Source organism: Mycolicibacterium vinylchloridicum, assembly GCF_013404075.1.
Classification (GTDB): Bacteria; Actinomycetota; Actinomycetes; order Mycobacteriales; family Mycobacteriaceae; genus Mycobacterium; species Mycobacterium vinylchloridicum.
The window spans coordinates 121055-147580 of the sequence record NZ_JACBJQ010000001.1 but is presented as its reverse complement, the minus strand read 5'-3'; the positions used below and the strand labels follow the sequence as shown (position 1 = coordinate 147580).

The window sequence follows — 26526 nt, the reverse complement described above, 5'->3', positions numbered from 1 at the left end:
CGGAGCACAATCGGCATTGATGCATGGGGCGGATGTGCCTGAGCCCGCAGTCGCGGTCGGCGAGGACCCGCGCAGTTACGCGCGGCTGATGTCGGCTGTCTATGACGCGACGATGTCGGGTCACCGTGCCCCGGCCCGACCGCGGGACATCATCGGAGACTCGTGGCGGCGGTTGAAGGCGGCGGGTGTCGACCCCGACAGCCGCACGCCACCGGTAGTGGAGTCGGGCGGCTTGGAGACGCTGCGCCGGGCCTCGGGCCTGATGGCCGTGCTCGACGAGCTGTCCCGCGGGCTGGAGTCGATCGTCGCCGACGGCACCAACATCCTGGTCGTAGCCGACGCCGAGGGCCGGGTGCTCTGGCGCTCGGGCTCCCCGGCGGTGCTCAGCAACGCCGACCGGCTGGGTTTCATCGAAGGAGCACGCTGGGCCGAAGGCGAGGTAGGTACCAATGCGATCGGCACGGCGCTGGTGTCCAACCGTGCCGTCCAGGTGTTCTCGGCCGAGCACTTCCTGCGCACGCACCACTCCTGGACGTGTGCCGGGGCGCCCATCCGTGACCCGCGAACCGGGCACGTGATCGGAGTGGTCGACGTGTCCGGCCCCGCGGCGACGGTGCACCCGACGACCGTGGCGTTGGTCGACGCGGTCGCCCGGCTCGCCGAATCGCACCTGCGTGAGCAGCACGACCGCACCTTGAATCGACTGCGGATGGTCGCCGCCCCGATCCTGGCGCGCATCGGCAAGCCCGCCCTTGCGGTCGACTCCGATGGTTGGGTGGCGGCGGTCGACTCGCTACCGCTGCACAATCGCATTCTGCTGCCGGATGACGTCGCCCCCGGCCGGGCCTGGATCCCCTCGTTCGGCATCTGCGACGTAGACGTGCTTCCCGGGGGCTGGCTGGTTCGGCCCACCGACGACGACGGCGCACCGGCGCTCACGCGGCTGGAGCTGGATCTCAGCGTGGCCGGCGCGCCCGCAGTGGACATGGCGGGTCAGTTCGGACGTTGGCGGCACGACATTTCGCTGCGCCACGCCGAAATCCTGCTGATCCTGGCTCGGGATCGGCGGGGCCGGTCGGCGCCCGAGCTGGCCGCCGATCTCTACGGTGATCGCAGCCGGGTGGTCACCGTTCGCGCCGAACTATCCCGTCTGCGTAAGCAATTCGCGGGCGTGCTGGCCGCTCAGCCGTATCGATTTGCCGGAGGTGTCGACGTGACCGTGCGATATCCCACGGACATGGCAATGGTGCTGCCATCATCGACCGCACCAGCGGTTCGCGCCGTTCGTATCAATGAAAGTGTCTCGTAGAGGAGTACTTATGACTGTCTATGCCCGCCCCGGTACCGGGTCCACGATGGCGTTTCAATCCCGGTATGAGAACTTCATCGGCGGTGAGTGGGTTGCGCCGGTGGGTGGTCAGTACTTCGAGAACCCGACGCCGGTGACCGGTGAAGTGTTCTGTGAGGTGGCGCGTTCCACGGATGCCGATATCGAGAGGGCGTTGGACGCCGCGCATGCTGCCGCGCCGGGGTGGGGTAAGACGTCGGCGGGGGAGCGGGCGGTGATCCTGAACAAGATCGCTGATCGTATCGAGGCGAATCTGGAGTCGATCGCGCTGGCTGAGTCGTGGGACAACGGTAAGCCGATCCGGGAGACGCTGAATGCGGATATTCCGTTGGCGGTGGATCACTTTCGGTATTTCGCGGCGGCGATCCGCGCGCAGGAGGGTTCGCTGTCCCAGATCGATGAGGATACTGTTGCTTACCATTTCCACGAGCCGCTGGGTGTGGTGGGCCAGATCATTCCGTGGAACTTCCCGATCTTGATGGCGGTGTGGAAGCTTGCTCCGGCGTTGGCTGCTGGTAACGCGGTGGTGCTCAAGCCTGCCGAGCAGACCCCGGCCTCGATCCTGTACCTGCTGTCGTTGATCGCCGATCTGCTGCCGGCCGGTGTTGTGAATGTGGTCAATGGTTTTGGGGTGGAGGCCGGTAAGCCGTTGGCGTCCTCGAACCGGATCGCCAAGATCGCGTTCACCGGGGAGACCACCACCGGCCGGCTGATCATGCAGTACGCCTCGCAGAATCTGATTCCGGTCACCCTGGAACTCGGCGGCAAGAGCCCGAACATCTTCTTCTCCGATGTGATGGCGGCCAATGACGACTATCAGGACAAAGCCCTGGAGGGCTTTACGATGTTCGCCCTCAACCAGGGCGAAGTGTGCACGTGTCCGTCGCGCAGCTTGATCCAGGCCGATATCTATGACGAGTTCTTGGCGATGGCGGCGATCCGTACCAAGGCGGTCCGCCAGGGTGATCCGCTGGACACCGACACCATGATCGGGGCGCAGGCCTCCAACGATCAGCTGGAGAAGATCCTGTCCTATATCGAGATCGGGAAAAGCGAGGGCGCGAAGGTGGTGACCGGTGGTGAGCGCGCCGAACTGGGCGGTGACCTGTCGGGCGGCTATTACGTGCAGCCGACGATCTTCACCGGTGACAACGCCATGCGGATCTTCCAGGAGGAGATCTTCGGGCCCGTCGTCGCGGTGACGTCGTTCGCCGATTACGACGACGCCATCCGCATCGCCAATGACACGTTGTACGGGTTGGGTGCGGGGGTGTGGAGCCGCGACGGCAACACCGCTTACCGCGCCGGGCGCGACATCAAAGCCGGCCGGGTCTGGACCAACTGCTATCACGCCTACCCCGCCCACGCCGCGTTCGGCGGCTACAAACAGTCCGGCATCGGCCGCGAAAACCACAAGATGATGCTCGACCACTACCAGCAGACCAAGAACCTGCTCGTCTCCTACTCCAACAAAGCCCAAGGCTTCTTCTGACGAGCGGAGCGAGGAAGAAAGGACCGGCACCGTTGATGAGTGATTTCGGCGCGCATTCCGCCGCACAGCGATCGAAAGCGCGCCGAAATCGCGGGGATGCCGAGACCGAGGCGCCGCCGCGGGCGCTGATCACCGCGGCGGCCGCCGACCTCCTGCACACGCTGCAGGAGCGGCACGGGCCGGTGATGTTCCATCAGTCCGGCGGCTGCTGCGACGGGTCGTCGCCGATGTGTTATCCCGACGGCGAGTTCATCGTCGGCGACCGTGATGTTCTGCTCGGCGTCCTCGAGGGTGCCCCGGTATGGATCTCCGGCCCGCAGTTCGAAACGTGGAAGCACACCCAGTTGGTGATCGACGTCGTTCCGGGCCGGGGCGGCGGATTCAGCCTCGAGACGCCCGAGGGGATGCGCTTCCTCAGCCGCGGCCGGGCCTTCAGCGAAGCCGAGAACGAGTTGCTGGCCAGCGCATTGCCGCTGACAGGGGCTGACTACGAGCGGGGTGCGCGGCCGCCCGAACGGACCGATCTGGTGGTCGCCGAGGCCGCCGACGCCTGCGCAATCCCTGGTCGGCTCGCCGGAGCCGTTCAGCCATAGTCGGCTCGCCGGCAAGTACCCTCGTAAGCGTGATACCCCTGCCTCGGGCATGGCTGCTCACAAGTGCGTTGCTGGTCGGAACCGTGACCGGTCTGGTCGCGGCTGTCGTGGCCACCGTATTGATCAAAACCCCGGTTCGCCCCGATCTCGTGGTGGGCTTGGTGGTGGCGGTCCCCAGTTCGATCGGGATGCTGCTCATCCTGTTTTCCGGTCGGCGCTGGGTCACCACCATGGGGGCGTTCATCCTGGCGATGGCGCCGGGCTGGTTGGGGGCCTTGGTTCTGGTTCAGGTGGTGTCCAGTGGCTGACAAAACTTCCCTTCCGTCGACCGAGCCGCATCACGCGCCGATTTTCGACACCGGACCACACCCAGACGTCCTCAAGGCGCTGACCGACGAGCCCGAAGCGGAGATCTCGGGACCGTCCATCGCGTTCAGCGAATTGGAGAGCTTCGACACCGATGCGTTCCTGCGCCCGGTCAACGGGTCGCTGCACGCCGAACCGGTCGTGGTGCCGCCCTCGGTCACCGCGACGACTGGCTCGTATCAGTTCGTGAAGCGGTGGCAGTTCGTGTTCATCGTGGCCGCGGTCTGGGTGCTGGCGGCGGCCGCCGGCCTCGGCTTCTACTTCTGGTGGTACACATCGCTGAACAAGACCCCTGCGGTGTTCTTCGTGCTGATCTACCTGATCGTCTGCTCGGTCGGGAGCATGCTGGTTTCCATGGTGCAGAACCGGCCATCGGTAACGGCGCTGGCCATCGCCCTGATGTCGGCGCCACTGGCCTCGGTGGCCACCGCCGCGCTACTGCACGGTGCCTACTACTTCGAATGGATCGCCCGCCCGACGATAGGCTGACGACGTGACCCACTATGACGTCGTCGTTCTCGGAGCAGGTCCCGGCGGGTACGTAGCGGCCATCCGCGCCGCCCAGCTCGGGCTGAATACCGCCATCATCGAACCCAAGTATTGGGGCGGAGTCTGCCTCAATGTCGGTTGCATTCCGTCGAAGGCATTGCTGCGCAACGCCGAGCTGGCCCACATCTTCACCAAGGAAGCCAAGACGTTCGGCATCAGTGGAGAGGCCACCTTCGATTACGGTGCCGCCTTCGACCGCAGCCGCAAGGTCGCCGACGGCCGGGTGGCCGGCGTGCACTTCCTGATGAAGAAGAACAAGATCACCGAGATCCATGGCTACGGGAAGTTCACCGGCCCGAACAGCATCGAGGTCGATCTCAACGAGGGCGGTACGGAGAAGGTCGAGTTCGACAACGCGATCATCGCGACGGGCTCCAGCACCCGGCTGGTGCCGGGCACCTCGCTGTCGAAGAACGTCGTCACCTACGAGGAGCAGATCCTCTCGCGCGACCTGCCGGGGTCGATCATCATCGCCGGTGCCGGCGCGATCGGCATGGAATTCGCGTACGTCATGAAGAACTACGGCGTCGACGTCACCATCGTCGAGTTCCTGCCTCGCGCGCTGCCCAACGAAGACGCCGAGGTCTCCAAGGAGATCGAGAAGCAGTACAAGAAGCTCGGCGTGAAGATCCTCACCGGCACCAAAGTCGAGTCCATTGACGACAACGGATCGACAGTGACCGTCGTGGTCAGCAAGGACGGCAAGACCGAAGAGCTCAAGGCCGATAAGGTGTTGCAGGCCATCGGCTTTGCCCCCAACGTTGACGGCTTCGGACTCGACAAGGCGGGCGTCGAGCTGACCGACCGCAAGGCGATCGGCATCGACGACTACATGCGCACCAACGTGCCGCACATCTACGCCATCGGCGATGTCACGGCCAAGCTTCAGCTCGCTCACGTCGCTGAGGCGATGGGTGTGGTGGCTGCCGAGACCATCGCCGGCGCCGAGACGCTGGCGCTCGGTGACTACCGGATGATGCCGCGAGCCACGTTCTGCCAGCCGCAGGTCGCCAGCTTCGGCCTCACCGAGCAGCAGGCCCGCGACGAGGGCTACGACGTGAAGGTGGCCAAGTTCCCGTTCACCGCCAACGGCAAAGCGCACGGGCTGGCCGACCCCACCGGGTTCGTCAAGGTCATCGCCGACGCCAAATACGGTGAGCTCCTCGGCGGGCACTTGATCGGGCCCGACGTCTCCGAGCTCCTGCCGGAGCTGACCTTGGCGCAGAAGTGGGATCTGACCGTCAACGAGCTGACCCGCAACGTGCACACCCATCCGACGCTGTCGGAGGCACTCCAGGAATGCTTCCACGGTCTCGCCGGCCACATGATCAACTTTTGAGACCGACGCTGATCGCCGGTATCGGCGGACTCGTGGTCGGCCACATCCTGTGGCTGATCGGCATTTCCGTCGCTACCAGCGGCGAGGACGTCAGCTTCCGGGTGCTGATCCTCTCGGCGGTCATTGCGGTTGTGGCCGCCGTCGTCGGCTTGGTGGCGTGGCGGAAATACCAGCGTAAGCAGATGGTGTGGGCGGCGTTCCTGGGCTGTGTCCCGGTGTCGCCGCTGATCTTCACCCTGATCGTGCTCGGCGTCACCTACCTGTAGGCGCCAATCTGCCAGCTGTTGGCCAGCTCCGCTACAGGCTGTCTCAAGGCTTGTGGGATCCACTTTCTTCACACCGGCGACCACACCTGGCGCCGATTGCGAAACGGGGGCGGCATGGCTGAATCGGCGCGTAGTGCGCGTATCAAAATTCTGCTGGCAGTGGTGGGCGGCGCTGCCGTCGTCGCGATGGGTGGATTGTCCGCGGCGTTCGGCGACGGCATCACGGTGGATTCACCGCCGGTGGCCGCGCCGATCATACCGGGTCCAATGACGGTGGGCGACACTGTGACAACCACAATCGCGCCCGCGGTCCTGGCCACCGAGAAGGCCAAACCGCAAGTCAAGGCCAAGCACTTCGGCGAATAACCGCTCCGCTAGTCGGGAAAATCCATCGGAACACGCAATGTTGCCAGGATGCCGGCGATTGCATCGTAATGCCCTGCCAGGGCGCAGAATTCGATGATCTGCTCACGGGTCAGGTGCGTCGACAGCTCGGCGAATGTGTCGTCGCTGAGGTCCCGGTTGAGTATGAACTCGTCGACCGCCGTCACGAGGGCGCGCTGGCGATCGGTCAACCCCGGCGCGGTCGGACCGGCAAAGATCTTGTCCTGCAACGCTGAATCGAGCCCTCGGGTTCTGGCCAGCCGGCGGTGCTGCTGCAACTCGTACTGCGAGTTTCGCAGGTGACCCACTCGCAGGATCACCAGTTCCTTGTCGCGCTTGGGCAGCTTGCCCCAATTCAGCAGGACGTGCGAATACGGCAGAAACGACAGGAACAGCAACTTGTGCTGACCCAGGACTTCGAACAGGTGCATGTGCGGTGCCCGTATCGCGCGGGCGCCCAATCGAGAGATCCCCCAGTTGAGCAACCCGAGCTCGCGCCGGCCGCCTGGCGGAATGCGTTGACCCATCAAGACTCCTTGACCAAATAGGGTGACACCGTGCTGCGATGCTCGTCGAGATCCAGCGCGCGGCCCAGTGCCGGGAAGGCGCGCTGCGGGCAGTTGTCGCGCTCACACACTCGGCAGCCGGCCCCGATCGGCGTCGCGCTGTCCGACGACAGGTCGAGGCCCTTCGAGTAGACCAGCCTGCTGGCGTGCCGGGCTTCGCACCCCAGGCCGATCGCGAATGTCTTGACCGGCTGGCCGTATCGGGACGCTCGTCGTTCCACGGTGCGGGCCACCCACATGTAGCTCTGTCCGTCGGGCATCTGGGCCATCTGCACTCCGATTTTGCCTGGGTTGGCGAACGTCTCGTAAACGTTCCACAGCGGGCAGGTACCGCCGGCGGAGGAGAAGTGAAAGCCGGTGGCGGACTGGCGTTTCGACATGTTGCCAGCCCTGTCCACCCGGACGAACGAGAACGGGACACCACGCATCGACGGCCGCTGCAGCGTTGAGAGCCGGTGGCAGATCGTCTCGTAGCTCACCTGGTAGAAGGCCGAGAGCCGTTCGATGTCGTAGCGGAAGGTGTCGGCCATGTTGTGGAACTGCCCGTAGGGCAGCACCGTCGCGGCCGCAAAATAGTTGGCCAGTCCGAGCCGGGCGAGCTTGCGGGATTCGTCGCTGGTGAACTTGCCCTCGTCCACCAACCGGTCGATGAGGTCGCCGAACTCCAGGTACGCCAGCTCCGTTGCCATCTTGAAGACCTGCTGACCCGACGACAGGTTGTTACTGATCTCCAGCGTGCGAGACACCGGGTCGTAGCGGTGCAGCACCGTGTCGCCGAGATCGATGCGGCGGATGATGTGTACACCGTGCACCATGGTCAACCGGTCGGAGAGCTCTCGCGGCAACTCCGCTCGGTGCATCCGCATCCGAATGGTGAGGTCCTCGGCGGCGGTATCGAGTTCGTGCAGATAGTTCTGCCGTTGATAGAAGTAGTCCCGGACTTCCTCGTGTGGCATCGAAATCGATCCCGTGCCGCTGCCTCCGGTGTTGATGCTGAAGCGGTCCTCGGTGGCGGCGGCCAGCTGTGCTGTGGTGATCCGATAGCGGCGGTGCAGGTTGACGATCGCGCGGGCGACGGCGGGGTGGGCGTTCACGATGTCGGCGACTTCGGACATGTCGACGTCGAGATCCAGGTCGCGGTCCATCGTGACCTCGCGGAGTTCGGCCACCAGTCGGGTGTCGTCCTGGGACGCGAAGAAGGTGGCGTCGACCCCGAACACGTCGGTGATGCGCAGCAGCACCGCGACGGTCAGCGGCCGGACGTCATGCTCGATCTGGTTGAGATAGCTCGGCGAGATCTCCAGCATCTGTGCCAATGCCGCCTGGCTGAATCCGCGTTCGCTGCGCAGTTGGCGTATCCGGGATCCGACGAACGTCTTGGACACTCACTCAGCCTACCGACGCGTGCGAAGAGCGTCTTCGCAGCGTTGGCAACGCAGGCTGGTTGGCATTCACAAGGGCCTTTGGCATGATCGCGCTGGGGCGGGGATGGGGAGAGGACGGCCGACGATGAGCGCGAGTGAGAAGCCGGAGGCGGATCGCGCATGAACACGGCCGAGCACGCCGCGAACGCCGGATTGGCGAAGGTGCTGATGCCCGTTCCCGATCCGAACCCCGATGTGTTCGACCGGGAATGGCCGCTGCGGGTGGGCGACATCGACCGGGTCGGCCGGCTTCGCCTCGACGCGGCCTGTCGCCACATCCAGGACATCGGCCAGGACCAGTTGCGCGAGATGGGGCACGAGGAAACCCACCCGTTGTGGATCGTCCGGCGCACGATGGTCGACCTGATCCGCCCCATCGAGTTCCAAGACATGCTGCGGATGCGGCGCTGGTGCTCGGGCACATCGAATCGCTGGTGCGAGATGCGGGTCCGCATAGATGGTCGCAAGGGCGGGCTGATCGAATCGGAAGCCTTCTGGATCAACATCAACCGGGAGACTCAGGGGCCGGCCCGTATCTCCGACGACTTCCTGGACGACCTGAAACGCACCACCAGCGAGGGCCGGCTGCGCTGGAAGTCGTATCTGACCGCAGGGGCACGCCAGGACGCCAACGAAATTCGCGATTTCCCGATCCGGGTGAGCGACATCGACCTGTTCGATCACGTCAACAACTCGGTCTACTGGAAAGTCGTCGAAGAGTTCCTGGCGCACTACCCCGAACTGTTCGAGGCCCCGCTGCGAGTCACCATCGAGCACGATGCGCCGGTGGCCTTCGGCGACAAGCTCGAAATCCTGTTGCACGTGTATCCGCCCGGCTCCACCGACAAGTTCGGTCCGGAGCTGACCGATCGCACTGTTAGAACGCTCACATACGTCGTCGGGGATGAGATCAAAGCGCTCGCCGCGATCTTCCCGCTCTGAGCGACGCGGTTTAACAGTACAAGCGTACTGACCTGCGAAAAGTCCCTACCCGGCGGTAACTTCTGAACCGGTACAGGCGACGACGACCTTCGCAACCTTCGCAAAGTTGCGGGTGCTGTTGGCGAAAATTGGCACTTCTAATGGCTTGAAGTGCACTAATGATGCGAGGCATGCTCGTAGCAGCACACAAGCGAAGCTGCGTTGGCGTTAACAGTTCACTTCCCGTCAAGGTGGCGACCTCGATCCAAAGGAGCAGGCATGTCCACCGTTGGCCAGCCGAAGACCCCCGAAGAAATCCAGAAGGACTGGGACACCAACCCCCGCTGGAACGGAATCACCCGTACCTACACCCCGGCCGACGTCGTCGCCCTGCAGGGCAGCGTTGTCGAGGAGGCCACCCTGGCCCGTCGCGGCGCGGAGGTGCTGTGGAACCAGCTGCACGACATGGAGTTCGTCAACGCGCTGGGTGCGCTGACCGGCAACATGGCCGTCCAGCAGGTCCGTGCCGGCCTGAAGGCCATCTACCTGTCGGGCTGGCAGGTCGCCGGTGACGCGAACCTGTCCGGCCACACCTACCCCGACCAGAGCCTCTACCCGGCCAACTCGGTGCCGCAGGTCGTGCGCCGCATCAACAACGCGCTGCTGCGCGCTGACGAGATCGCCAAGGTCGAGGGCGACACCTCGGTGGAGAACTGGCTGGCCCCGATCGTCGCCGACGGCGAGGCCGGTTTCGGTGGCGCCCTGAACGTCTACGAACTGCAGAAGGCGATGATCGCCGCCGGTGTCGCAGGCTCGCACTGGGAGGACCAGCTCGCGTCGGAGAAGAAGTGCGGCCACCTCGGTGGCAAGGTGCTGATCCCGACCCAGCAGCACATCCGCACCCTGACCTCGGCCCGTCTCGCGGCCGATGTCGCGGACGTCCCGACCGTCGTCATCGCCCGTACCGATGCCGAGGCCGCCACCCTGATCACCTCCGATGTCGACGAGCGCGATCAGCCGTTCATCACCGGTGAGCGCACCGCCGAGGGCTTCTACCGGGTGCGCAACGGCATCGAACCCTGCATCGCCCGCGCCAAGGCCTACGCGCCGTACTCCGACCTGATCTGGATGGAGACCGGCACCCCGGATCTGGAGCTGGCGGCGAAGTTCGCCGAGGGCGTCAAGAGCGAGTTCCCCGACCAGATGCTGGCCTACAACTGCTCGCCGTCGTTCAACTGGAAACAGCACCTGGACGACTCGACGATCGCGAAGTTCCAGAAGGAGCTCGGCGCGATGGGCTTCAAGTTCCAGTTCATCACCCTGGCCGGCTTCCACGCCCTCAACTACTCGATGTTCGATCTGGCCTACGGCTACGCCCGCAACCAGATGAGCGCCTACGTCGAGCTGCAGGAGCGCGAGTTCGCCGCAGAAGAGCGCGGCTACACCGCGACCAAGCACCAGCGTGAGGTCGGCGCCGGCTACTTCGACCGGATTGCCACCACCGTGGACCCGACCAGCTCGACCACGGCTCTCGCCGGCTCGACCGAAGAGGGTCAGTTCCACTAAGCCCTTGTCCGCGAGCAGGCGCAAAATCGCACGGTTGCAGCCCGATTAACGCGATTCTGCGCCTGCTCGTGAGAGGTCCCACCATTTCGCAGTCCAGGCCCCGTCCTTATATTGGGCGGGGCCTGATGCGTGAGGAGATGAAGTGAGCATTCAACGAGTTGGCGTGGTCGGTGCGGGACAGATGGGCGCGGGCATCGTCGAGGTGTCGGCCAAGGCAGGCGCGAACGTCGTCGTCTACGAGCCGACCGACGCGCTGATCAACGCGGGCCGCGATCGGGTCACCTCCTCGCTGGAACGTGCCACGAGCAAGGGCAAGCTTTCGGAAGCCGACCGCGACGCAACCTTGGCCCGGCTGACCTTCACCACCGATCTGAACGACATGGCCGATCGCCAGCTCGTCATCGAAGCGGTCGTGGAGGACGAGAACGTCAAGGCCAAGATCTTCGGTGATCTCGACCGGATCATCACCGACCCCGACGCGGTGCTGGCGTCGAACACCTCGAGCATCCCGATCATGAAGATCGCTGCGGCCACCCAGAACCCGAGCCGAGTACTGGGCTTGCACTTTTTCAACCCGGTCCCGGTGTTGCCGCTGGTCGAACTGATCAACACGCTGGTCACCTCCGATGCCGCCGTCGCCAAGGTCGAGCAGTTCGCAAGTGAGGTACTGGGCAAGAAGGTCGTGCGGTGCGGCGACCGCTCGGGATTCGTCGTCAACGCGCTACTGGTGCCTTACCTGCTGTCGGCCATTCGCATGGTGGAGGCCGGCGTCGCGACCATCGAGGACGTCGACACCGCGATCGTTGCCGGTCTGTCGCATCCGATGGGGCCGCTGCGGCTCTCGGACCTCATCGGTCTGGACACGATGAAACTCATCGCGGACTCCATGTACGAAGAGCTCAAGGACGCTCACTACGCCCCGCCGCCGCTGCTGTTGCGCATGGTCGAGGCCGGAATGCTGGGCAAGAAGTCGGGGCAGGGCTTTTATACGTACTGAGGCTGACCCGCCCCGCGCCCTGTGCAATTCATAGGTGAATTGGCTAGGCTCCTGGTTTTGGTCGGGGCGGCCGTTGCAACAACATCGCATTTCTCGGCATCCGTCCACGCAAGTAGAAAGCTAAGAGGTAGCTGTTGATGGTGGACGTAGACGCGAATTTGACTCCTTACTACGAGGAGTCACAGTCGATCTACGACGTCTCTGACGATTTCTTTGCACTGTTCCTGGGCCCGACCATGGGCTACACCTGTGGATACTACGAGCGCGACGACATGACGCTCGAGGAGTCCCAGAACGCCAAGTTCGACCTCGCCCTCGGCAAGCTCAACCTCGAGCCCGGCATGACACTGCTCGACGTCGGCTGCGGCTGGGGTGGCGCGCTGGAGATGGCCGTGCAGAAGTACGACGTCAACGTCATCGGCATCACGCTGAGCAAGAACCAGTCGGAGTTCGCCCGCAAGCGCCTGGCCACACTCGACACCGACCGCTCGATCGAGGTCCGGCTGCAGGGCTGGGAGGAATTCGACCAGCCCGTCGATCGGATCGTGAGCATCGGCGCCTTCGAGGCGTTCAAGGTCGAGCGGTACCCGCTGTTCTTCGAAAAGGCGTACAACCTGCTGCCAGCCGACGGCCGCATGCTGCTGCACACGATCCTGGCGCACACCCAGAAGTTCTTCCGGGACAACCAGATCAAGGTCACCATCAGCGATCTGAAGTTCATGAAGTTCATCGAGAAGGAAATTTTTCCGGGTGGGCGGCTGCCTGCGGTCGAGGACATCGAGCAACTCGCGCTCGATTCCGGCTTCACCCTGGAACGGATCCACCTGCTGCAGCACCACTACGCGCGCACGCTGGACATGTGGGCCTCGAAGCTGGTGGCCAGCCGCGACGAGGCGATCGCCATCACCTCGCAGGAGATCTACGACCGCTACATGAAGTACCTGACCGGCTGCGCGGACTTCTTCCGCCGCGGGATCACCAACATCGGTCAGTTCACCCTGGTCAAGGGCTGACGCTCAAGCCTGCTCGAGCCTTCTTTTCTCGGCCTCGACGTCGAAGCCGGCGGCCGGCCACGACAGCTTCATGCCCTTGAGGGCTTCGATCAGTAGCTCGGTGATGGCCAGCCGCGCGTACCACTTCTTGTCGCACGGGATGACGAACCACGGCGCGTAGTCGGTCGAAGTGCGGTCCAGCACAGCCTGATAGGCCTCCTGGTAGGCCGGCCACAGCAGGCGCTCGGTGACGTCCCCGGGGTTGTACTTCCAGTACTTGTCGGGCCGGTCCAGGCGTTCGGCCAGCCGGCGCTTCTGCTCGTCGAGGGAGACGAACATCGCGCACTTGACGATCGTTGTCCCAGAGTCGACGAGCTCTTTCTCGAAGGCGTTGATCTCGTCGTAGCGGGGTTCCCACACGTCGCGTGGTACCAGTTCGTGGACCCGGACCACCAACACGTCCTCGTAGTGCGACCGGTCGAATACCCCGATGTGGCCACCGGCCGGGAGCGCCTTGCGGATCCGCCACAGGTAATGGTGGGCGCGCTCCTCCTCGGTCGGAACGCCGAAGCCGGTGTAGTGGATGCCCATCGGATCGCCGGCACCGACGACATGCTTGACGATGCCGCCCTTGCCCGCGGTGTCCATGCCCTGCAGCACCAACAACACCGAGCGACTGTCGCCGGACTTGCCGTTGGCGTAGAGCATTTCCTGCAGGCCCGCGAACCGGGCGTTCCGTTCAGCCTGCAGTTCCTCTGACCCGTCTTTGCCGTCGGAGTATCCAGGGCTGGAGTCGGTGTCGATGTCGGCGACTTTGGTGCCGGGACGGAACCTGAGGATGTTGTGCGGCTCGTGGGTCCATTGTGACGGCAGATCGGTCATAGCCGACGACACTAGTCGGCGATCCGCTGCGTCAGCTGTGGTCGGCGGATGCGTGTTCGTCGGAGCCGAACCACTTCCGATAGAGCGTCTGGTACGTGCCGTCTTCGGCGGTGATCGACAGACCGCCCGCGGCGATATCGGCTTTGCCGTCGGTCACCGACTGGAGTTGGTCCTTGACGTCTGCGACGGTGACGTAGTTCGTCTTCCAGCCGAGTCGTTGCGCGATCTGCTCCCACAGCTCGACCGTGAACCCGGTCTACTGGTCCTGCTGTTGGATGACGAACGGCGACATCTGGTACCCGGCCACGGACGCCGTGCGTTGAGTCGGGGCGGGCGGGGCAAATGCCGGCGCGGCACCGCAGAGCGCGACACCAGAGCTATCAGCAGCAGTGCGTACCAGTGCCTGCTCATACCGAGCCTCCTGGACGATGTGACTGCGTGCCGCGGGCGCGACAGACTTCGTGCCCCCGGCACGCGAAATCGGTTGGGTCAGTGGGGAGTTGCCGATCTTCCTATCCGGCGCGTCGGCGCCTCGTGGCGACGATGAATCCGACTGCGGCCAAAGCCAACACTCCCGCACCGATCGCGACTACGACCAATACCGTCAGGTTCTTCTCGATCCAGGATTTCTTCTCTGCGGCAGCGGTCAGCGTGACGTTGTAGCCCGGCAGCGGTTCCTGTCCGGGCGGATTCACGCCGGGAAGTGTTTGGGTTTGGTTGATCACGAACAACGGGTCGCCCTTGTCGGTCTTCGACCATTGCCCCCAGGCCGGAATCTCTTCGTCCAGCAGCACCTTGGTGGCGCCGTTCATCGTGGGGTCGGCGCCGAGGTCGGTCAGCGCCTTCACCCGGAAAGGCGCGGACGCTCCCCGGTCGAACTTCACCTGGACCAGGACGTTCTTCTGGGTGTTCAACGGCGCCGGTTTCTGGGGCGGCGCCTGCCCGGGGGCCGGTTCGTATCCGCCACCGGTGAAGCTGCCCACGCTCAGGTTGGCGGGCGGCCCGGAATCGGGGCGCGTCGCCGCGGTGAAGCTGTAGACGCCGGTGTTCGGAACGTTCACCGCGGCCCGTTGCAGCGGCGGCACCACGAAGGTCTGCGGTTGGCCGCCCGAGGTGTACACGATGCTCAGCGGTGTGCGGTACGGGTTGGTGAACACCGGACGGTAATAGCGGTCGTAGGAAATCCAACTCGAATTCCACAGTGCTACAGGGCTGCTCAAGCTGAGTCCGGTGGTGAACGACGACGTGCTCACGACGGACGAGATCGACGACTGGAAGCTGGAGTACTCCTCCGACGTCATCTCGGTTGTCGTCGTGGATGTCACCTCGGAACTCGAAGCGGTATTGACGTCCGGCTCGGAGGCTTGCGGACCCTGCGGCGTCGGCTCGGCGACGTCGCCGCCGGTCGGATCGTCCGAACCAGTCCCGTCGCCGGGCACTTCATTCGTGTCGTTCGTGCCGCCGCCCGGTGCCTCGGTGCCGCCGGGTTCGTCGTGCGTGCCGCCGGGCTCTTCGTGTGCGCCGCCCGGGAGATCGTCGGTGCCGCCCTGTTCTTCGCCGCCCGCGGGCTCTTCCATGCCGCCGCCGGAAGGCTCTTCCACGCCCCCACCGGAGGGCTCCTCCATGCCGCCGCCGGAGGGCTCCTCGAACCCGCCGCCGGTATCCCCGCCGCCGTCGTAGCTGCTGCCGCCGCCGTCGTCCCCGTCGTACGGGTCCGCATGAGCAATCGGAATCCCAGCAAACGCGGTGCTGAACAACACGGCGACTGCGGCGATGACCCCCGCCGGCCTGCGATACCTGAAACTCTCGGTTCCCACCCTGACTCCCCTTGATGTACGAGCTGGCCGTCGCGCAGGCGAGGCCATGCCCATTCGATCGAAACACTGTCCATCTGAACCTGAATGCTGTTCATACATGCCCGGGGCACCCTCCGTTGGTGATTTGCTGTGCAGCAGTGAGATGTGGCGCGACTTGCCTGGTTCGATGCGGTCGTTTAGAGCGCATCCCCCTCACCCGCGAATTGGTATGCCGCTCAAGATCGTTGCGGACCGCCGCCGAACGACCCAACGTGAGGCCGGCGGCACGGCGCATCCTGACATCGCCCGATTGGACGTTATCAATCGGCAGCGCCGTTGTGGGGGAAACACATCCACATCACTACCCCACATCACTACCCGAAGTTGCCATGCGGTTGCGCCAGATACCGCCGACCGATCGATTCCGTGTTTGTCCAGCGTTGACGGCGTGCGCCAGTTAACATCATCCGGCGTTGGAGGAACGATTCTGGGGGACTGGTGCGCGGGCGAATCTGCTCGATCGGGGTGGTACTGCTGTCGATGGCAGTTGCCGCCGGTTGTGGACATGACTCATCGAATTCCTCGGACGCGCCGGTGGCCGCCTCGACGGCCCAGGTGCCGCAGGGGTCGGGTCAGCCGGATAAAAACGCAAACGGAACGCCGGACACGTCGAACGACGACAAGGACTGGCCGGGCAAGATGACGGCGTCCTACCAGGATGCGACCTCGCCCGAAGCGGTCACCGGCCGGGACATCATGCGCAGCGAGCACCTGCTCGAGGATCTCGCTGACGGCATCACCGACTCCCTGAAGCTGCCGTACGACATCCCGCTGATCGGTAAGCAGTGTGATACCGCGAATGCGTACTGGAGTCCTGACGACAAGTCGATCACCATCTGCTACGAGGACGCGGCGGATGCACTGGACATTTACACCAAGGCGGGCGACGACAACCCCAGGGCGTCGGCGGTCAATTCGGAGATCGCCACGTTTTACCACGAGACCGGCCACATGGTGATCGACCTCTACGACCTGCCGGCGACCGGCAAAGAAGAGGATGTCGCCGATCAGCTGGCGGCATACATCCTGCTGGCGCCGGGACCCGACGGAAAGATCGACCCCGAGTCGGTGCAGGCGGTCAAGGACTTCGCTCGCGAGTTCAAGGGATACAGCGACCAAAAGGGCGGCGAAATCGACGAGGGTCAGCTCTCAGATGTCCACTCGCTGGACCTCGCCCGCATGTACAACCTCGAATGCTGGGTGTACGGCGCCGACCCTGTCGGCAACGCCGACCTGGTCAAGAACGGTTCACTGCCCGAAGACCGCGCCGACGGCTGCGAGGACGAATACAACAAGCTCAGCAGCTCGTGGGACACGCTGCTCGGCCCTTACCTCAAGTGAGCCTGGGCGGCAGTATCGGGGACGGATGCGGCCCGGAGCTGAACATCTCCAGCGAGCCACCGGCTTCGACAATGCCGCACAGGGCGTTCCAGCACAGCATGGTCAGGTAGTCGATCAGCTCGTCGCTGCTCATCCGCGGATTCGACATCCACGAGTGTGTGGCCAACTGCACGCCGCCGACGATCAGGTAGGCCCAGGGCTCGACGCCGCCGGTGTCCATTCCGGCTCGTTGCATGCGCCGGCGCAGCACCACAGCGAGCATCCTGGCGATGATTTGCTCCGAGTCTGCGATGACTTTGTTTTTGCTGGCGGAACTGTTTGCCATCACAAATCGGTACGGTTCGGGCTCGTTGGCGACGGTATCCACGTAGACCCGGATGATCTCGCGGGTGAGGTCGAAGCCGTCCATGTTCGATGACAGTGCAGCGGCCATATTGGGGATCAGGGTGGTCTGCGCGAAGCGCATCATGACCGCGGTGGTCAGATCGTTCTTGTCGACGAAGTAGCGGTACAACACGGTCTTCGACACACCGATTTCCGCAGCTATCTCGTCCATGCTGACGTCGTGGCCACGCTGGCGAACAGCTTCCAGCGCGCCGTCCACCAACTCGGTGCGGCGTTCGACCTTGTGTTGATGCCAGCGTCGCTTGCGACCGTCGGTCTTGGCGACCCCATGACTGATCTGCTGTGCCACTATCGCGGAGTCCATTCCCCTCGTCCGCGACGATTCTACTGTCTAATCAAAGGGCAGGGTCACATTAACTGGGTCGCCCGATAGCGGATGATGGTGGAGTGGCAGCGAAACATCGCCTCCCGGCGTTGCCGGTGGAGGTAGCCCGAGCGGGCACGTCGTTTGCGGAGTCGTTCGCCGGGGCCGACCCGGAGGCGGACGCCGAGCGACGTCGTGGGTTGCGCCGGATGAAAGCCGTCGCGCTGAGTTTCCTGATCGGTGCCACGGTGATTTTCCTGGTCTGCCGGTGGGGTCAGTCCCAGGGTGGACCGGCGTGGATCGGCTACGTGGGTGCGGCCGCCGAGGCGGGCATGGTCGGTGCACTGGCCGACTGGTTCGCCGTCACCGCGCTGTTCCGTCACCCGTTGGGGCTGAAGATTCCGCACACTGCGATCATCAAGCGCAAGAAGGATCAGCTCGGTGAGGGCCTGGGCACCTTCGTGCGGGAGAACTTCCTCTCCCCGGAGGTGGTGGAAACCAAGCTGCGGGACGCCGACGTGGCCGGCCGGCTGGGCAAGTGGCTGTCCGAACCGTCGCACGCCGCCCGGGTGGCCAATGAGGCCGGCACGGTGCTGCGCGTCGTCGTGGAATTGCTCAACGACGAAGACATCCAGCAGGTCATCGACCGCACCATCGTCAAACGGCTTGCCGAGCCGCAGTGGGGGCCGCCGGTGGGCCGGGTGCTGGGACAGCTCCTGGCCGAGAACCGCCAGGAGGCGCTGATCCAGCTGTTGTGCGACCGGGCCTTTGAATGGGCGCTGGGCGCCGGTGACACCATCGAACGCGTCGTCACCCGCGATTCGCCGACCTGGTCGCCGCGATTCGTCGACCAATTGGTGGGCGACCGGATTCACCGGGAGCTGATGGATTTCACCGACAAGGTGCGTCGCGACCCGAATCATGAACTGCGCCAATCGGCTACGCGTTTCCTGTTCGAGTTCGCCAATGACCTGCAGAACGACGAGGCGACGATCGCGCGCGCGGAGGCGGTCAAAGAACAACTGATGGCGCGCGACGAAGTCACCCGCGCGGCGGAGACCGCCTGGAAGACGTTGAAGCGCTTGGTGCTCGACGGGGTGGACGATCCGTCGAGCGCGCTGCGCACCCGGATCACCGGTTCGATCGTGCTCATCGGGGAGTCGCTGCGCGACGATGTCGAGCTGCGCGACAAGGTGGACAACTGGATCGTGCGCGGGGCGCAGCATCTGGTCGCCCAGTACGGGGCTGAAATCACCACGATCATCACCGACACCATCGAGCGTTGGGATGCCGAAGAGGCCAGCCGGCGGATCGAATTGCATGTCGGCCGCGACCTGCAATTCATTCGCATCAACGGCACCGTGGTGGGTGCCCTGGCCGGCCTGATTATCTACAGTGTGGCGCAATTCATGTTCTGACCTGCGCTAGCAAGTGCTTGCAAAAGCTAGCACCCCCACGTAGTGTGGCGATGGTACGCATCGGATACCCAACGCGACGGGAGGTGAACCATGGCGCAAGACGGAGATATCCAGGCCGTGGTGTCCACTGCCGCGCATGACATCGGCGGCTTCATCAGGGCGCAGCGTGAAGCCGCTCAGGTTTCGGTGCGGCAGTTGGCCGAAAAGGCCGGTGTCAGCAATCCGTACCTCAGTCAGATCGAACGGGGGCTACGGAAACCCTCTGCGGAGGTTCTGAGCCAGATTGCCAAGGCGCTGCGGATGTCTGCCGAGGTGCTCTACATCCGGGCCGGGATTCTCGAGCCCGGGGAGACGAGCAAGGTGCACGACGCGATCATCGGAGACACCGTGATCACCGAGCGTCAGAAGCAGGTTCTGCTCGACATCTACACGTCGTTCTGTCAGCAGAACGAAGCTGCCCGTGAGGAGCTGTCGACTGAGTAACAGACCAGCACCCTGGCGAAAACCGTTAACTGACAACTGATTCGAACATCGAAGCATCGAAAGGAGCCACACCATGGCTGAGAACAACCCCAACCTCGAGGACCTGAAGGCCCCGTTGCTCGCCGCGGTAGGTGCCGCCGACCTCGCCCTGGCCACCGTCAACGAGATCCTGGCGAGCCTGCGCGACCGCGCCGAAGACGCGCGTTCCGAGGCCACCACCCGCGTCGAAGAGCGTCGTGCGGCGCTGACCAAGCTGCAGGAGGACCTGCCGGCCCGCGCCGAGGAACTGCGCGGCAAGCTGTCCACCGAGGAGCTGCGCAAGGCCGCCGAAGGCTACGTCGAGCAGGCCACGGAGACCTACAACAGCCTCGTCGAGCGCGGCGAGGCCGCCCTGGAGCGGCTGCGCAGCCAGTCTGATCTCAAGGACGTCGCCGCCCGCGCCGAGGGTTACGTCGACCAGGCCGTCGAGCTGACCCAGGAGGCCCTGGGCAACGTGTCGTCGCAGACCCGTGCCGTCGGCGAGCGTGCCGCCAAGCTGGTCGGTGTCGAACTGCCGGCCAAGAAGGCTCCGGCCAAGGCTCCCGCCAAGAAGGCCCCGGCCAAGAAGGCCGCTCCGGCCGCCAAGAAGGCTCCGGCCAAGGCTCCCGCCAAGAAGGCTCCGGCCAAGAAGGTCACCCAGAAGTAATTCGGAGGGCAGCAGCGAAGCGACCCGGGACATATCCCGGGAAGCGACCGATCTGCTAGCCCGGTCGCCAGTACGGACAAGACCCGCCTACGCTTGTAGCTGTGATGCTGCAAGGTGTGGCGGGTCTTGTTCTTCAGATCGTGTTCTGGGTGGTCACCGTGGTGACCATCTACGCGTTCGTCCACGCGGCGATGCAGCGGCCCGATGCATACACCGCGGCGGAGAAGCTCACCAAGCCGGTCTGGTTGGTGATCCTGGGTGTCGCGGGTGTGTTGTCGCTGTTCCTCGGCGTCATGGGTGTCGCGATCGCGGCCGTGGCCGCCGGTGTGTACCTGGTGGACGTCCGACCCAAGCTGCTCGAGGTCCAGGGGAAGTCGCGCTGACCATGCGAGGCCGTCTGGCCGGTGTGCTGGTTGTCGTCCCCATCGCACTGAGCCTGTCAGCCCCAGCCGCGGCCGACACCACTCCGGCGCCGCCGTTCATCGACCACGTCCAGTGGGCGAACTGGGGGGATCTGAAGAGCCTGCGGGTCTATCCCACGCGTGCCGGCCGTCAGGCGGCCGCCCAACTCCTCAAGCCGCCGTGGCAGATCGATGAGGCGTGGGGTGAGGTGCTGGCCCTGGCCCCCGATGCCGACCTCCCCGGGATGCGGGACCAGTTCGTCTGCCACTTCCGTTTCGCGGAGTTCGGCCAGCCGGGGAAGACCAGCTGGAACCTGGAGCCGTTCCGGCCGGTGGTCGATGACGAGACGATGACGGCGGCCGGCTGTAACCCCGGCGGTCTGGACGAGCCGTTCTAGTGCGTTCGCCAGCTGAGGTGGCCGCGCTCGTCGACCACACCCTGCTCAAACCCGAAGCCACCGAGGCTGACGTCGTCGCCCTGGTAGAAGAGGCTGTTGCCCTGGGGGTGTTCGCGGTGTGCGTGTCCCCGTCGATGGTGTCCGTCGCGCACCGAGCCGCAGGGGCTCATCCCGAAGGTCTCGCCGTCGCCGCCGTCGCCGGCTTCCCGTCCGGCAAGCACCTGGCGGGCATCAAGGCCGGTGAGGCCGCGGCTGCGGTCGGTGACGGTGCCGCCGAGATCGACATGGTCATCGATGTCGGGGCGGCGCTGGCCCGAGACTTCGCCCAGGTCGCCGCGGACATCGCGACAGTGCGCTCCGCCGTCCCCGGCGCCGTGCTCAAGGTGATCGTCGAATCGGCCGCGCTGCTGCGCCTCGGCGACGAGCAGATGTTGGTGGCGGCGTGCCGCGCCGCCGAAGATTCCGGCGCCGATTTCGTCAAGACCTCCACCGGCTTTCATCCCGCCGGAGGTGCGTCGGTGACGGCCGTCGAGATCATGGTGAGAACTGTCGGCGGTCGGCTGGGGGTCAAAGCCAGTGGCGGTATCCGCACCGCCGAGCATGCGCTGGCGATGCTCGACGCGGGTGCGACCCGACTCGGGTTGTCGGGGACGCGCGCGGTGCTCGACGGTCTGGGCTAGACGCCGGCGAAGCAGGGGTCCTGCTGGCCGTTGGGGATCGTCGCGTTGCGCGTGATGAACTTCGCGGTGACGCCGTCTTCGGTGACCGCGACGCTGTCGGCGTGAATTCCCATCGGCAGGTTCTTGGTCAACGTGGTCATGAACGCGTCCAGGGCGGGCTGCACTGATTCCTTCGGCAGCATGAAGCCCAACCCGGTCAGGCTGAGCACCTGCAGGTTCAGTTGGCCGTTGGACACCGACGGCTTGACGATCACGCTGCCCAGTCCGCCTTGTAACTCGATCGTGCCTTCGGACGGCGTCGTGGTGACCCCGCTGATCAGGCTGCCCAGGAACGGGATGGCGTCCTGCACGGTCTGCTTGATGCCGTCGCTGGACCAGGTGATGTTCGCGTCGAGGGCGCCCATCGTCCCGGCCGAGTTGGCGGTCTGGTTGATCCGGACGTCGTCGAGGAGCAGATCGAGCTTCATGCCCTTGGCTTGGCGGATCTGATTACCTGCGGTCTCGACGTGAATGTCGTTGTAGTGCTTGGTCAGGTGCTGGAGGATGAACGGCCGCACACCGAACGAGACCTTGGTCTGGTCCTGGACCACGCAGGAGACCGCCCTGGACACCACGGTGTCGGCGACATGGCGCACGTAGAGCTCGGTGCCGAGCAGCCCGGCGAGCACCAGCGCCACCACGATGATCAACGACAGAACGATCGACAGCGGGTCGCGCAGGAAGCCCCGCTTGGGCTCCTCGGGCTCCTCGGCCTGCGTGGGCGGCGGCGGCGGCGATGCCGGCGGCGGTACCTGCGGGATGTACTGCGTGGGCGGTTCGGCCGGGCCCCCTGGCCGCGGGATGTATTCGGTGGGGGTGCCCTGTCCCGGGGCCGCCGGCCATGCCGGAGTTGTCGGGTCGCCGGGGCCGACGGGATGGCTCGGACCTTGTGGCGGATGCGTCACCTGGGCGATTCTGCCTTATCCGTCTGAGCGAACTCTGAGCGGTTACGCAGCACCCCGAGCATTTCGCGCACCGGCGCGACGCGATCGATGTCGATATCGGCGATCACCAATTGCGGATCGTCACCTGCCGATGCCACTACCTCGCCGAGCGGGGACGCCACCAGACTGCCGCCCACGCCGGTCGGCGCTTTGGACGCCGTGGCCATCTCGTCGCCCGGATAACCCTGGTCGACTGCGGCCACGAAACACGTCGAGTCCAGGGCGCGGGCGCGGGCCAGCAGCGTCCACTGCTCCAACTTGCCGGGCCCCGCGCCCCACGACGCATGGACGGTGATCAGCTGGGCGCCACGATCGGCGAGCTCGGTGTAGAGGGTGGGGAAACGGATGTCGTAGCAGAGGGTGAGCCCGACGCCGACTCCGTCGACGCTGATCACCACCGGCTCCCGGCCGGGCGCCACGGCATCGGACTCGGCAAATCCGAACGCGTCGTACATGTGGATCTTGTCGTAGTGCGCATCGACATCGGGTCCGACGGCCAGCACCGTGTTCGTGACCCGGCCATCGGGGACCGGGGTGAACATGCCGGCCAGCACGGTGATGCCCGCGCGGTGCGCGATGCGGCGCACCTCGTCGGCCCACGGTCCGTCGAGTGGTTCGGCCACGGGCGCCAACGGGACGCCGAACCGGCACATCATCCCTTCGGGGAACATGACCAACTGGGCGCCGGCGTCCGCGGCGCGGCGGGTGTAATCCTCGACCAGCTTCAGGTTCACGGCAGGGTCGGAGTCCGAGAGCAATTGGGCCAGGGCAATCCGCATCCCGCCAGCCTACGTCGGTGCCACCGTCGACCAGGGAACAGTCAGCACCGCATCGCGGGCATTGCGCCGCTGCGCCTCAATCGGTATCCCGGCCGTGCGGAGTTCGGCGAGCATGGCCCGCCACCGGTCGCGCGGGCCGAACACCGAATGCCCGGCCGCCGCCGCCCAGGCCCGATCCGCCTGAGTCAACAGCGTGTGGATCAGTTCACCCGGAACATTGTGGTGGATAAGGACTTTCGGCAATCGCTCGGCCAGATCCGACGGGCGTTCGATATGCCGGGGGTCGCATGCCAGGGTCAGGCTCACCGGTCCGTCGCGATCCAGCAGCACCCAGCAGCAGCGCCTGCCGAGCTCGTCGCACGTGCCGTCGAGGATCAGCCCACCCGGCGCGAGCCGGGTCCGCATCTGGGTCCACGCCGCCTCGACCGCATCTTCGGGGTACTGCCGCAGGACGTTGAACGCCCGCACCAGAACCGGATGCAATCCGGCGAGTTCGAAACCACCGACCCCGAATTCGACACCGTCGACGCCTGGTACCACCCGCTGCGGATCGATCTCCAGGCCGATCACCTTGATGTCGGCGCGCACCGCGCGCAGCCGCGCCGCCAATTCCAGGGTGGTGACGGGTAAGCGGCCGTAACCCAGGTCGACGATCACCGGGCCGGTGGCCGATTCCAGCGCGGCGCGAACCCGCGGCGAGTTCACCAGCCAGCGGTCGGCCCGCCGCAGCCGGTTGGCATTGGTGGTGCCGCGGGTCGGAACGCCGACGGGCCGTGGTGGTCTAGTGATGGCCGGCGATCCAGTCGCGGGTGAAATCCCGTTCGCTGTCGAACAATCCGCGCAAGCCGTCCAGGACCCACTGCTCGATCTTGCCGCCAACCAGCGGCACGTTGACCTTGCAGAGGCTGCTCAGTCGAAGCTCGCTGCCCTTGCCGGTCTGGGTCAGCACGTATGTCCCGTCGAATTTCAGCGGGGCGGCGGGCACCAGCGCCCGGTAGTGCCCGTCGGCCGAATTCGTCGCCGGGTTGAACGGGTCGAAGTGCTGTGCACGGGTGACGGTGAGCCGCAACGGAACCACCGCGGCGATCATCGGCGGCATGTCCCGGCGCGACACCGTGTGGGTGAACACGATGTCGGTGCCGGTCTCGTCCGTGGAGAACTCGGCAAGCTCGGTGTCGGTGTGCTTCTGGTGTTCGGCGACCAGGTCTTCCCAATACGGTCGGCTGGTGAAGCTCTGATAGAGATCGGCCACCGGCTTGTCGAGTTCGATGACGTAGTCCATGCGACGGGACATAAGGCAACCGTACCTGCGGGGTCAGCCGTGCTCGGCGATCCACATCGTGGTGAACCGCTGCTCGGCGATCAGCAGGTCGACGAGCTGATTGCCGATGAAATTCTCCACCTTGCCGCCGACCAGGGGGATCCGCACCTCGACGGTGGCGCGAAAAGCCAAGCGCGCCCGCAGTTCTGACGGTGCCAGCTGCGCACTGCCGGCCAATGTCACCGGCGCGCCGGGGATGCTGCCGCTGACGGTGGCTTCGGCTTGGCCGCCCACCAGTCCGGTCCAACTCTCCGCGCGCCGGATTTCGAGATCGCCGTGGTGAAACTGGGTGACGACGGCAGGCAACCGGTCGGCCCGCAGCACCTGGGTGGTCGTCACCTCGACCCCGCCGTCGTGAGTCAACCGGATCGAATTCAAGGTCGCGTCGTCGGCACCGGAATCGGCCAGCCGGGCCAACCAGTACTGCTCGTCGAGAAATGCTCGGTGCACCTGTTCGACACTGCCCTCGTAATCGGTGGCCATGTCGAATGAACGCGGCATAGCTGGTGAGGCTACCGTTACGGGCCGTGGGAGCAGGGCAGGGGCACGACGGGCCGGGGAACCGCCAGAGTGGGCAGGAGCGAAGCGACCCGGGGAACCGCCACGGTGGGCAGGAGCGAAGCGACCCGGGGAACCGTTATGCCGGCGCGGTGGTCGCCGACGACGTGCCGCTGGCCTCACTGACCACACTGCGGGTCGGCCCGCGCGCGCGCCGGGTCATCACCTGCACCACAGCCGAGCAGATCGTGGCCGCCCTCGGCGCAGTCGACCGGGCCGCCGACGGTCCGGTCCTGGTTCTTGCCGGCGGATCCAACGTCGTCATCGCCGATGACCTCACCGATCTGACGGTCGTGCGGCTGGCCAACCAGGCCGTCAGCGTCGAGGGTGGGCTGCTACGTGCCGACGCCGGTGCTGTCTGGGACGACGTGGTGGTCGCGGCCGTGACGGCCGGATTGGGCGGGCTGGAGTGCCTGTCCGGGATTCCCGGGTCGGCCGGGGCCACCCCGGTGCAAAACGTCGGCGCCTACGGCGTGGAAGTGGGCGACTACCTCACTCGCGTCCGGCTGCTGGATCGGCGAACCTCGCAGGTGAGCTGGGTCCCAGCCGACGAACTCGGGCTGGCATACCGGCACAGCGACCTGAAGAACTCCACGGCTGCCGTCGTCGTGGAAGTGGAGTTCGCCCTCGACGAGACCGGCCGCTCGGCCCCGTTGCGGTATGCCGAGCTGACCACCGCGCTGGGTGTGCCGGCGGGGGAGCGGGCCGAGCCCGCTGACGTGCGTGCGACCGTGCTGGAACTGCGGGCTCGCAAGGGCATGGTGCTCGACGCCGACGACCACGACACCTGGAGCGTCGGCTCGTTCTTCACCAACCCCGTCGTCACCGCCGCCCGCTTCGACGAACTCCAGGCCCGCCGCGACGATCCGGTACCGCATTACCCGGCGCCTGACGGCGTCAAGCTGGCCGCCGGCTGGCTGGTCGAGCAAGCCGGCTTCGGCAAGGGCTATCCGGGCTCTGATGACGCGCCGTGCCGATTGTCGACCAAACACGCGCTGGCCCTGACCAACCGCGGCAGCGCCACCACGACCGACGTGCTGGCGCTGGCGCGCACCGTCCGCGACGGGGTGCGAGACGCGTTCGGGATCACCTTGGTGCCCGAACCCGTACTGGTCGGCTGTTCGCTGTAGGCCGGCGCGCTACCGCCTTCACTCGGGATTCACCACGCCGGTGGCGACACGCCATGCGAATATTTTGAAAATTAACCCGTACGCCTAAAAATGGGGAGA

The 26526-nt window shown here is 65.3% G+C and carries 30 protein-coding genes and 1 pseudogene; 20 read left to right on the top strand and 11 right to left on the bottom strand.

The genetic code is table 11. From position 1 onward, the window contains the following. The first annotated feature begins 19 nt into the window (after window positions 1-19). From HPC46_RS00790 to HPC46_RS00755, 8 genes are all read left to right on the top strand, one after another. A complete protein-coding gene (locus HPC46_RS00790) occupies window positions 20-1309 on the top strand; it encodes a GAF domain-containing protein (protein ID WP_179466302.1) in 1290 nt (429 codons plus the stop codon). Between the two features lie 10 nt (window positions 1310-1319). Beyond that, window positions 1320-2840: an aldehyde dehydrogenase gene (gene adh / locus HPC46_RS00785; protein WP_179466301.1), complete on the top strand. Its 1521-nt coding sequence runs from the start codon at window positions 1320-1322 to the stop codon at window positions 2838-2840. A 35-nt stretch (window positions 2841-2875) separates the two neighbouring features. After that, window positions 2876-3433 (top strand): DUF779 domain-containing protein, encoded by a 558-nt coding sequence (locus HPC46_RS00780; RefSeq protein ID WP_233716139.1) that lies wholly within the window; start codon window positions 2876-2878, stop codon window positions 3431-3433. Between the two features lie 29 nt (window positions 3434-3462). Continuing rightward, the gene (locus tag HPC46_RS00775) at window positions 3463-3741 is read left to right on the top strand and encodes a putative holin (protein ID WP_179466300.1); all 279 of its coding nucleotides are present in this window, start codon (window positions 3463-3465) and stop codon (window positions 3739-3741) included. Further along, window positions 3734-4288: a hypothetical protein gene (locus tag HPC46_RS00770; protein ID WP_179466299.1), complete on the top strand. Its 555-nt coding sequence runs from the start codon at window positions 3734-3736 to the stop codon at window positions 4286-4288. The genes HPC46_RS00775 and HPC46_RS00770 overlap by 8 nt, the downstream gene beginning before the upstream one ends. 4 nt (window positions 4289-4292) lie before the next feature. Further along, window positions 4293-5687, top strand: coding sequence for a dihydrolipoyl dehydrogenase (gene lpdA / locus HPC46_RS00765; RefSeq protein WP_179466298.1), 1395 nt, complete (start codon window positions 4293-4295; stop codon window positions 5685-5687). After that, window positions 5684-5953: a hypothetical protein gene (locus tag HPC46_RS00760; protein WP_179466297.1), complete on the top strand. Its 270-nt coding sequence runs from the start codon at window positions 5684-5686 to the stop codon at window positions 5951-5953. Before lpdA ends, HPC46_RS00760 begins: the two co-directional genes overlap by 4 nt. A gap of 114 nt (window positions 5954-6067) precedes the next feature. Then, the gene (locus HPC46_RS00755) at window positions 6068-6319 is read left to right on the top strand and encodes a hypothetical protein (RefSeq protein WP_179466296.1); all 252 of its coding nucleotides are present in this window, start codon (window positions 6068-6070) and stop codon (window positions 6317-6319) included. Window positions 6320-6327: 8 nt separating this feature from the next. Here HPC46_RS00755 and HPC46_RS00750 read toward each other — a convergent pair whose 3' ends face one another. Together HPC46_RS00750 and ramB are read right to left on the bottom strand one after the other, a co-directional pair. Beyond that, window positions 6328-6864, bottom strand: coding sequence for a carboxymuconolactone decarboxylase family protein (locus HPC46_RS00750; protein WP_179466295.1), 537 nt, complete (start codon window positions 6862-6864; stop codon window positions 6328-6330). Beyond that, the gene (gene ramB, locus HPC46_RS00745) at window positions 6864-8288 is read right to left on the bottom strand and encodes an acetate metabolism transcriptional regulator RamB (RefSeq protein ID WP_179466294.1); all 1425 of its coding nucleotides are present in this window, start codon (window positions 8286-8288) and stop codon (window positions 6864-6866) included. Before ramB ends, HPC46_RS00750 begins: the two co-directional genes overlap by 1 nt. 159 nt (window positions 8289-8447) lie before the next feature. On the opposite strand from ramB, the gene HPC46_RS00740 reads away from it, so the two are divergent. The 4 genes from HPC46_RS00740 to HPC46_RS00725 all read left to right on the top strand — a co-directional run bounded on the left by HPC46_RS00740 (window position 8448) and on the right by HPC46_RS00725 (window position 12824). Further along, the gene (locus HPC46_RS00740; protein ID WP_179466293.1) at window positions 8448-9269 is read left to right on the top strand and encodes an acyl-[acyl-carrier-protein] thioesterase; all 822 of its coding nucleotides are present in this window, start codon (window positions 8448-8450) and stop codon (window positions 9267-9269) included. Between the two features lie 258 nt (window positions 9270-9527). Then, window positions 9528-10814: an isocitrate lyase gene (aceA, locus tag HPC46_RS00735; RefSeq protein WP_179466292.1), complete on the top strand. Its 1287-nt coding sequence runs from the start codon at window positions 9528-9530 to the stop codon at window positions 10812-10814. A 142-nt stretch (window positions 10815-10956) separates the two neighbouring features. Continuing rightward, complete coding sequence (locus HPC46_RS00730; RefSeq protein WP_179466291.1) at window positions 10957-11811, top strand: 3-hydroxybutyryl-CoA dehydrogenase; 855 nt, start codon at window positions 10957-10959, stop codon at window positions 11809-11811. Between the two features lie 137 nt (window positions 11812-11948). Then, entirely contained in the window at window positions 11949-12824 is an 876-nt protein-coding gene (locus HPC46_RS00725) for a cyclopropane mycolic acid synthase family methyltransferase (RefSeq protein ID WP_179466290.1), read from the top strand. 3 nt (window positions 12825-12827) lie between these two features. Here HPC46_RS00725 and HPC46_RS00720 read toward each other — a convergent pair whose 3' ends face one another. The 3 genes and pseudogenes from HPC46_RS00720 to HPC46_RS00710 all read right to left on the bottom strand — a co-directional run bounded on the left by HPC46_RS00720 (window position 12828) and on the right by HPC46_RS00710 (window position 15502). Next, entirely contained in the window at window positions 12828-13685 is an 858-nt protein-coding gene (locus HPC46_RS00720) for a polyphosphate kinase 2 family protein (RefSeq protein WP_179466289.1), read from the bottom strand. Window positions 13686-13716: 31 nt separating this feature from the next. After that, window positions 13717-13929, bottom strand: a pseudogene (locus tag HPC46_RS35460) (transporter substrate-binding domain-containing protein); the annotation flags it as partial. 268 nt (window positions 13930-14197) lie between these two features. Further along, the gene (locus HPC46_RS00710) at window positions 14198-15502 is read right to left on the bottom strand and encodes an ICP22 family protein (protein WP_179466288.1); all 1305 of its coding nucleotides are present in this window, start codon (window positions 15500-15502) and stop codon (window positions 14198-14200) included. A gap of 477 nt (window positions 15503-15979) precedes the next feature. Here HPC46_RS00710 and HPC46_RS00705 point away from each other — a divergent pair, with 477 nt between their 5' ends. Then, window positions 15980-16882, top strand: a complete 903-nt coding sequence (locus HPC46_RS00705; RefSeq protein WP_179466287.1) for a DUF4344 domain-containing metallopeptidase — start codon at window positions 15980-15982, stop codon at window positions 16880-16882. On the opposite strand, the gene HPC46_RS00700 is transcribed toward HPC46_RS00705, so the two are convergent. Further along, complete coding sequence (locus HPC46_RS00700; RefSeq protein ID WP_218893519.1) at window positions 16875-17591, bottom strand: TetR/AcrR family transcriptional regulator; 717 nt, start codon at window positions 17589-17591, stop codon at window positions 16875-16877. The genes HPC46_RS00705 and HPC46_RS00700 overlap by 8 nt on opposite strands. Window positions 17592-17674: 83 nt before the next feature. On the opposite strand from HPC46_RS00700, the gene HPC46_RS00695 reads away from it, so the two are divergent. From HPC46_RS00695 to deoC, 6 genes are all read left to right on the top strand, one after another. Beyond that, window positions 17675-19009, top strand: coding sequence for a DUF445 domain-containing protein (locus HPC46_RS00695; RefSeq protein WP_325096523.1), 1335 nt, complete (start codon window positions 17675-17677; stop codon window positions 19007-19009). Window positions 19010-19099: 90 nt separating this feature from the next. After that, complete coding sequence (locus tag HPC46_RS00690) at window positions 19100-19492, top strand: helix-turn-helix domain-containing protein (protein ID WP_179466286.1); 393 nt, start codon at window positions 19100-19102, stop codon at window positions 19490-19492. A 73-nt stretch (window positions 19493-19565) separates the two neighbouring features. After that, window positions 19566-20177 carry a heparin-binding hemagglutinin gene (locus HPC46_RS00685; protein WP_179466285.1) on the top strand — a complete coding sequence of 204 codons (612 nt, stop codon included), beginning with the start codon at window positions 19566-19568 and terminating at the stop codon, window positions 20175-20177. Between the two features lie 104 nt (window positions 20178-20281). After that, a complete protein-coding gene (locus HPC46_RS00680; RefSeq protein WP_005143343.1) occupies window positions 20282-20560 on the top strand; it encodes a DUF2516 family protein in 279 nt (92 codons plus the stop codon). Between the two features lie 2 nt (window positions 20561-20562). Further along, on the top strand, window positions 20563-20976 hold the full coding sequence (locus HPC46_RS00675; protein WP_179466284.1) for a DUF2599 domain-containing protein: 414 nt from the start codon (window positions 20563-20565) through the stop codon (window positions 20974-20976). Beyond that, a complete protein-coding gene (gene deoC, locus HPC46_RS00670; RefSeq protein ID WP_179466283.1) occupies window positions 20976-21656 on the top strand; it encodes a deoxyribose-phosphate aldolase in 681 nt (226 codons plus the stop codon). Before HPC46_RS00675 ends, deoC begins: the two co-directional genes overlap by 1 nt. On the opposite strand, the gene HPC46_RS00665 is transcribed toward deoC, so the two are convergent. From HPC46_RS00665 to HPC46_RS00645, 5 genes are read right to left on the bottom strand one after another with little or no spacing between them, the layout of a single operon-like run. Then, complete coding sequence (locus tag HPC46_RS00665) at window positions 21653-22600, bottom strand: LmeA family phospholipid-binding protein (RefSeq protein ID WP_325096522.1); 948 nt, start codon at window positions 22598-22600, stop codon at window positions 21653-21655. The genes deoC and HPC46_RS00665 overlap by 4 nt on opposite strands. Further along, entirely contained in the window at window positions 22597-23418 is an 822-nt protein-coding gene (locus tag HPC46_RS00660; RefSeq protein WP_179466282.1) for a carbon-nitrogen hydrolase family protein, read from the bottom strand. Before HPC46_RS00660 ends, HPC46_RS00665 begins: the two co-directional genes overlap by 4 nt. Before the next feature lie 9 nt (window positions 23419-23427). Then, on the bottom strand, window positions 23428-24207 hold the full coding sequence (locus tag HPC46_RS00655; RefSeq protein WP_179466520.1) for a class I SAM-dependent methyltransferase: 780 nt from the start codon (window positions 24205-24207) through the stop codon (window positions 23428-23430). Next, window positions 24200-24712 carry a DUF2505 domain-containing protein gene (locus HPC46_RS00650; protein WP_179466281.1) on the bottom strand — a complete coding sequence of 171 codons (513 nt, stop codon included), beginning with the start codon at window positions 24710-24712 and terminating at the stop codon, window positions 24200-24202. The genes HPC46_RS00655 and HPC46_RS00650 overlap by 8 nt, the downstream gene beginning before the upstream one ends. 21 nt (window positions 24713-24733) lie before the next feature. Next, window positions 24734-25240: a DUF2505 domain-containing protein gene (locus tag HPC46_RS00645; protein WP_179466280.1), complete on the bottom strand. Its 507-nt coding sequence runs from the start codon at window positions 25238-25240 to the stop codon at window positions 24734-24736. 26 nt (window positions 25241-25266) lie between these two features. On the opposite strand from HPC46_RS00645, the gene HPC46_RS00640 reads away from it, so the two are divergent. Continuing rightward, complete coding sequence (locus tag HPC46_RS00640; protein ID WP_325096521.1) at window positions 25267-26427, top strand: UDP-N-acetylmuramate dehydrogenase; 1161 nt, start codon at window positions 25267-25269, stop codon at window positions 26425-26427. Window positions 26428-26526: the final 99 nt, after the last annotated feature.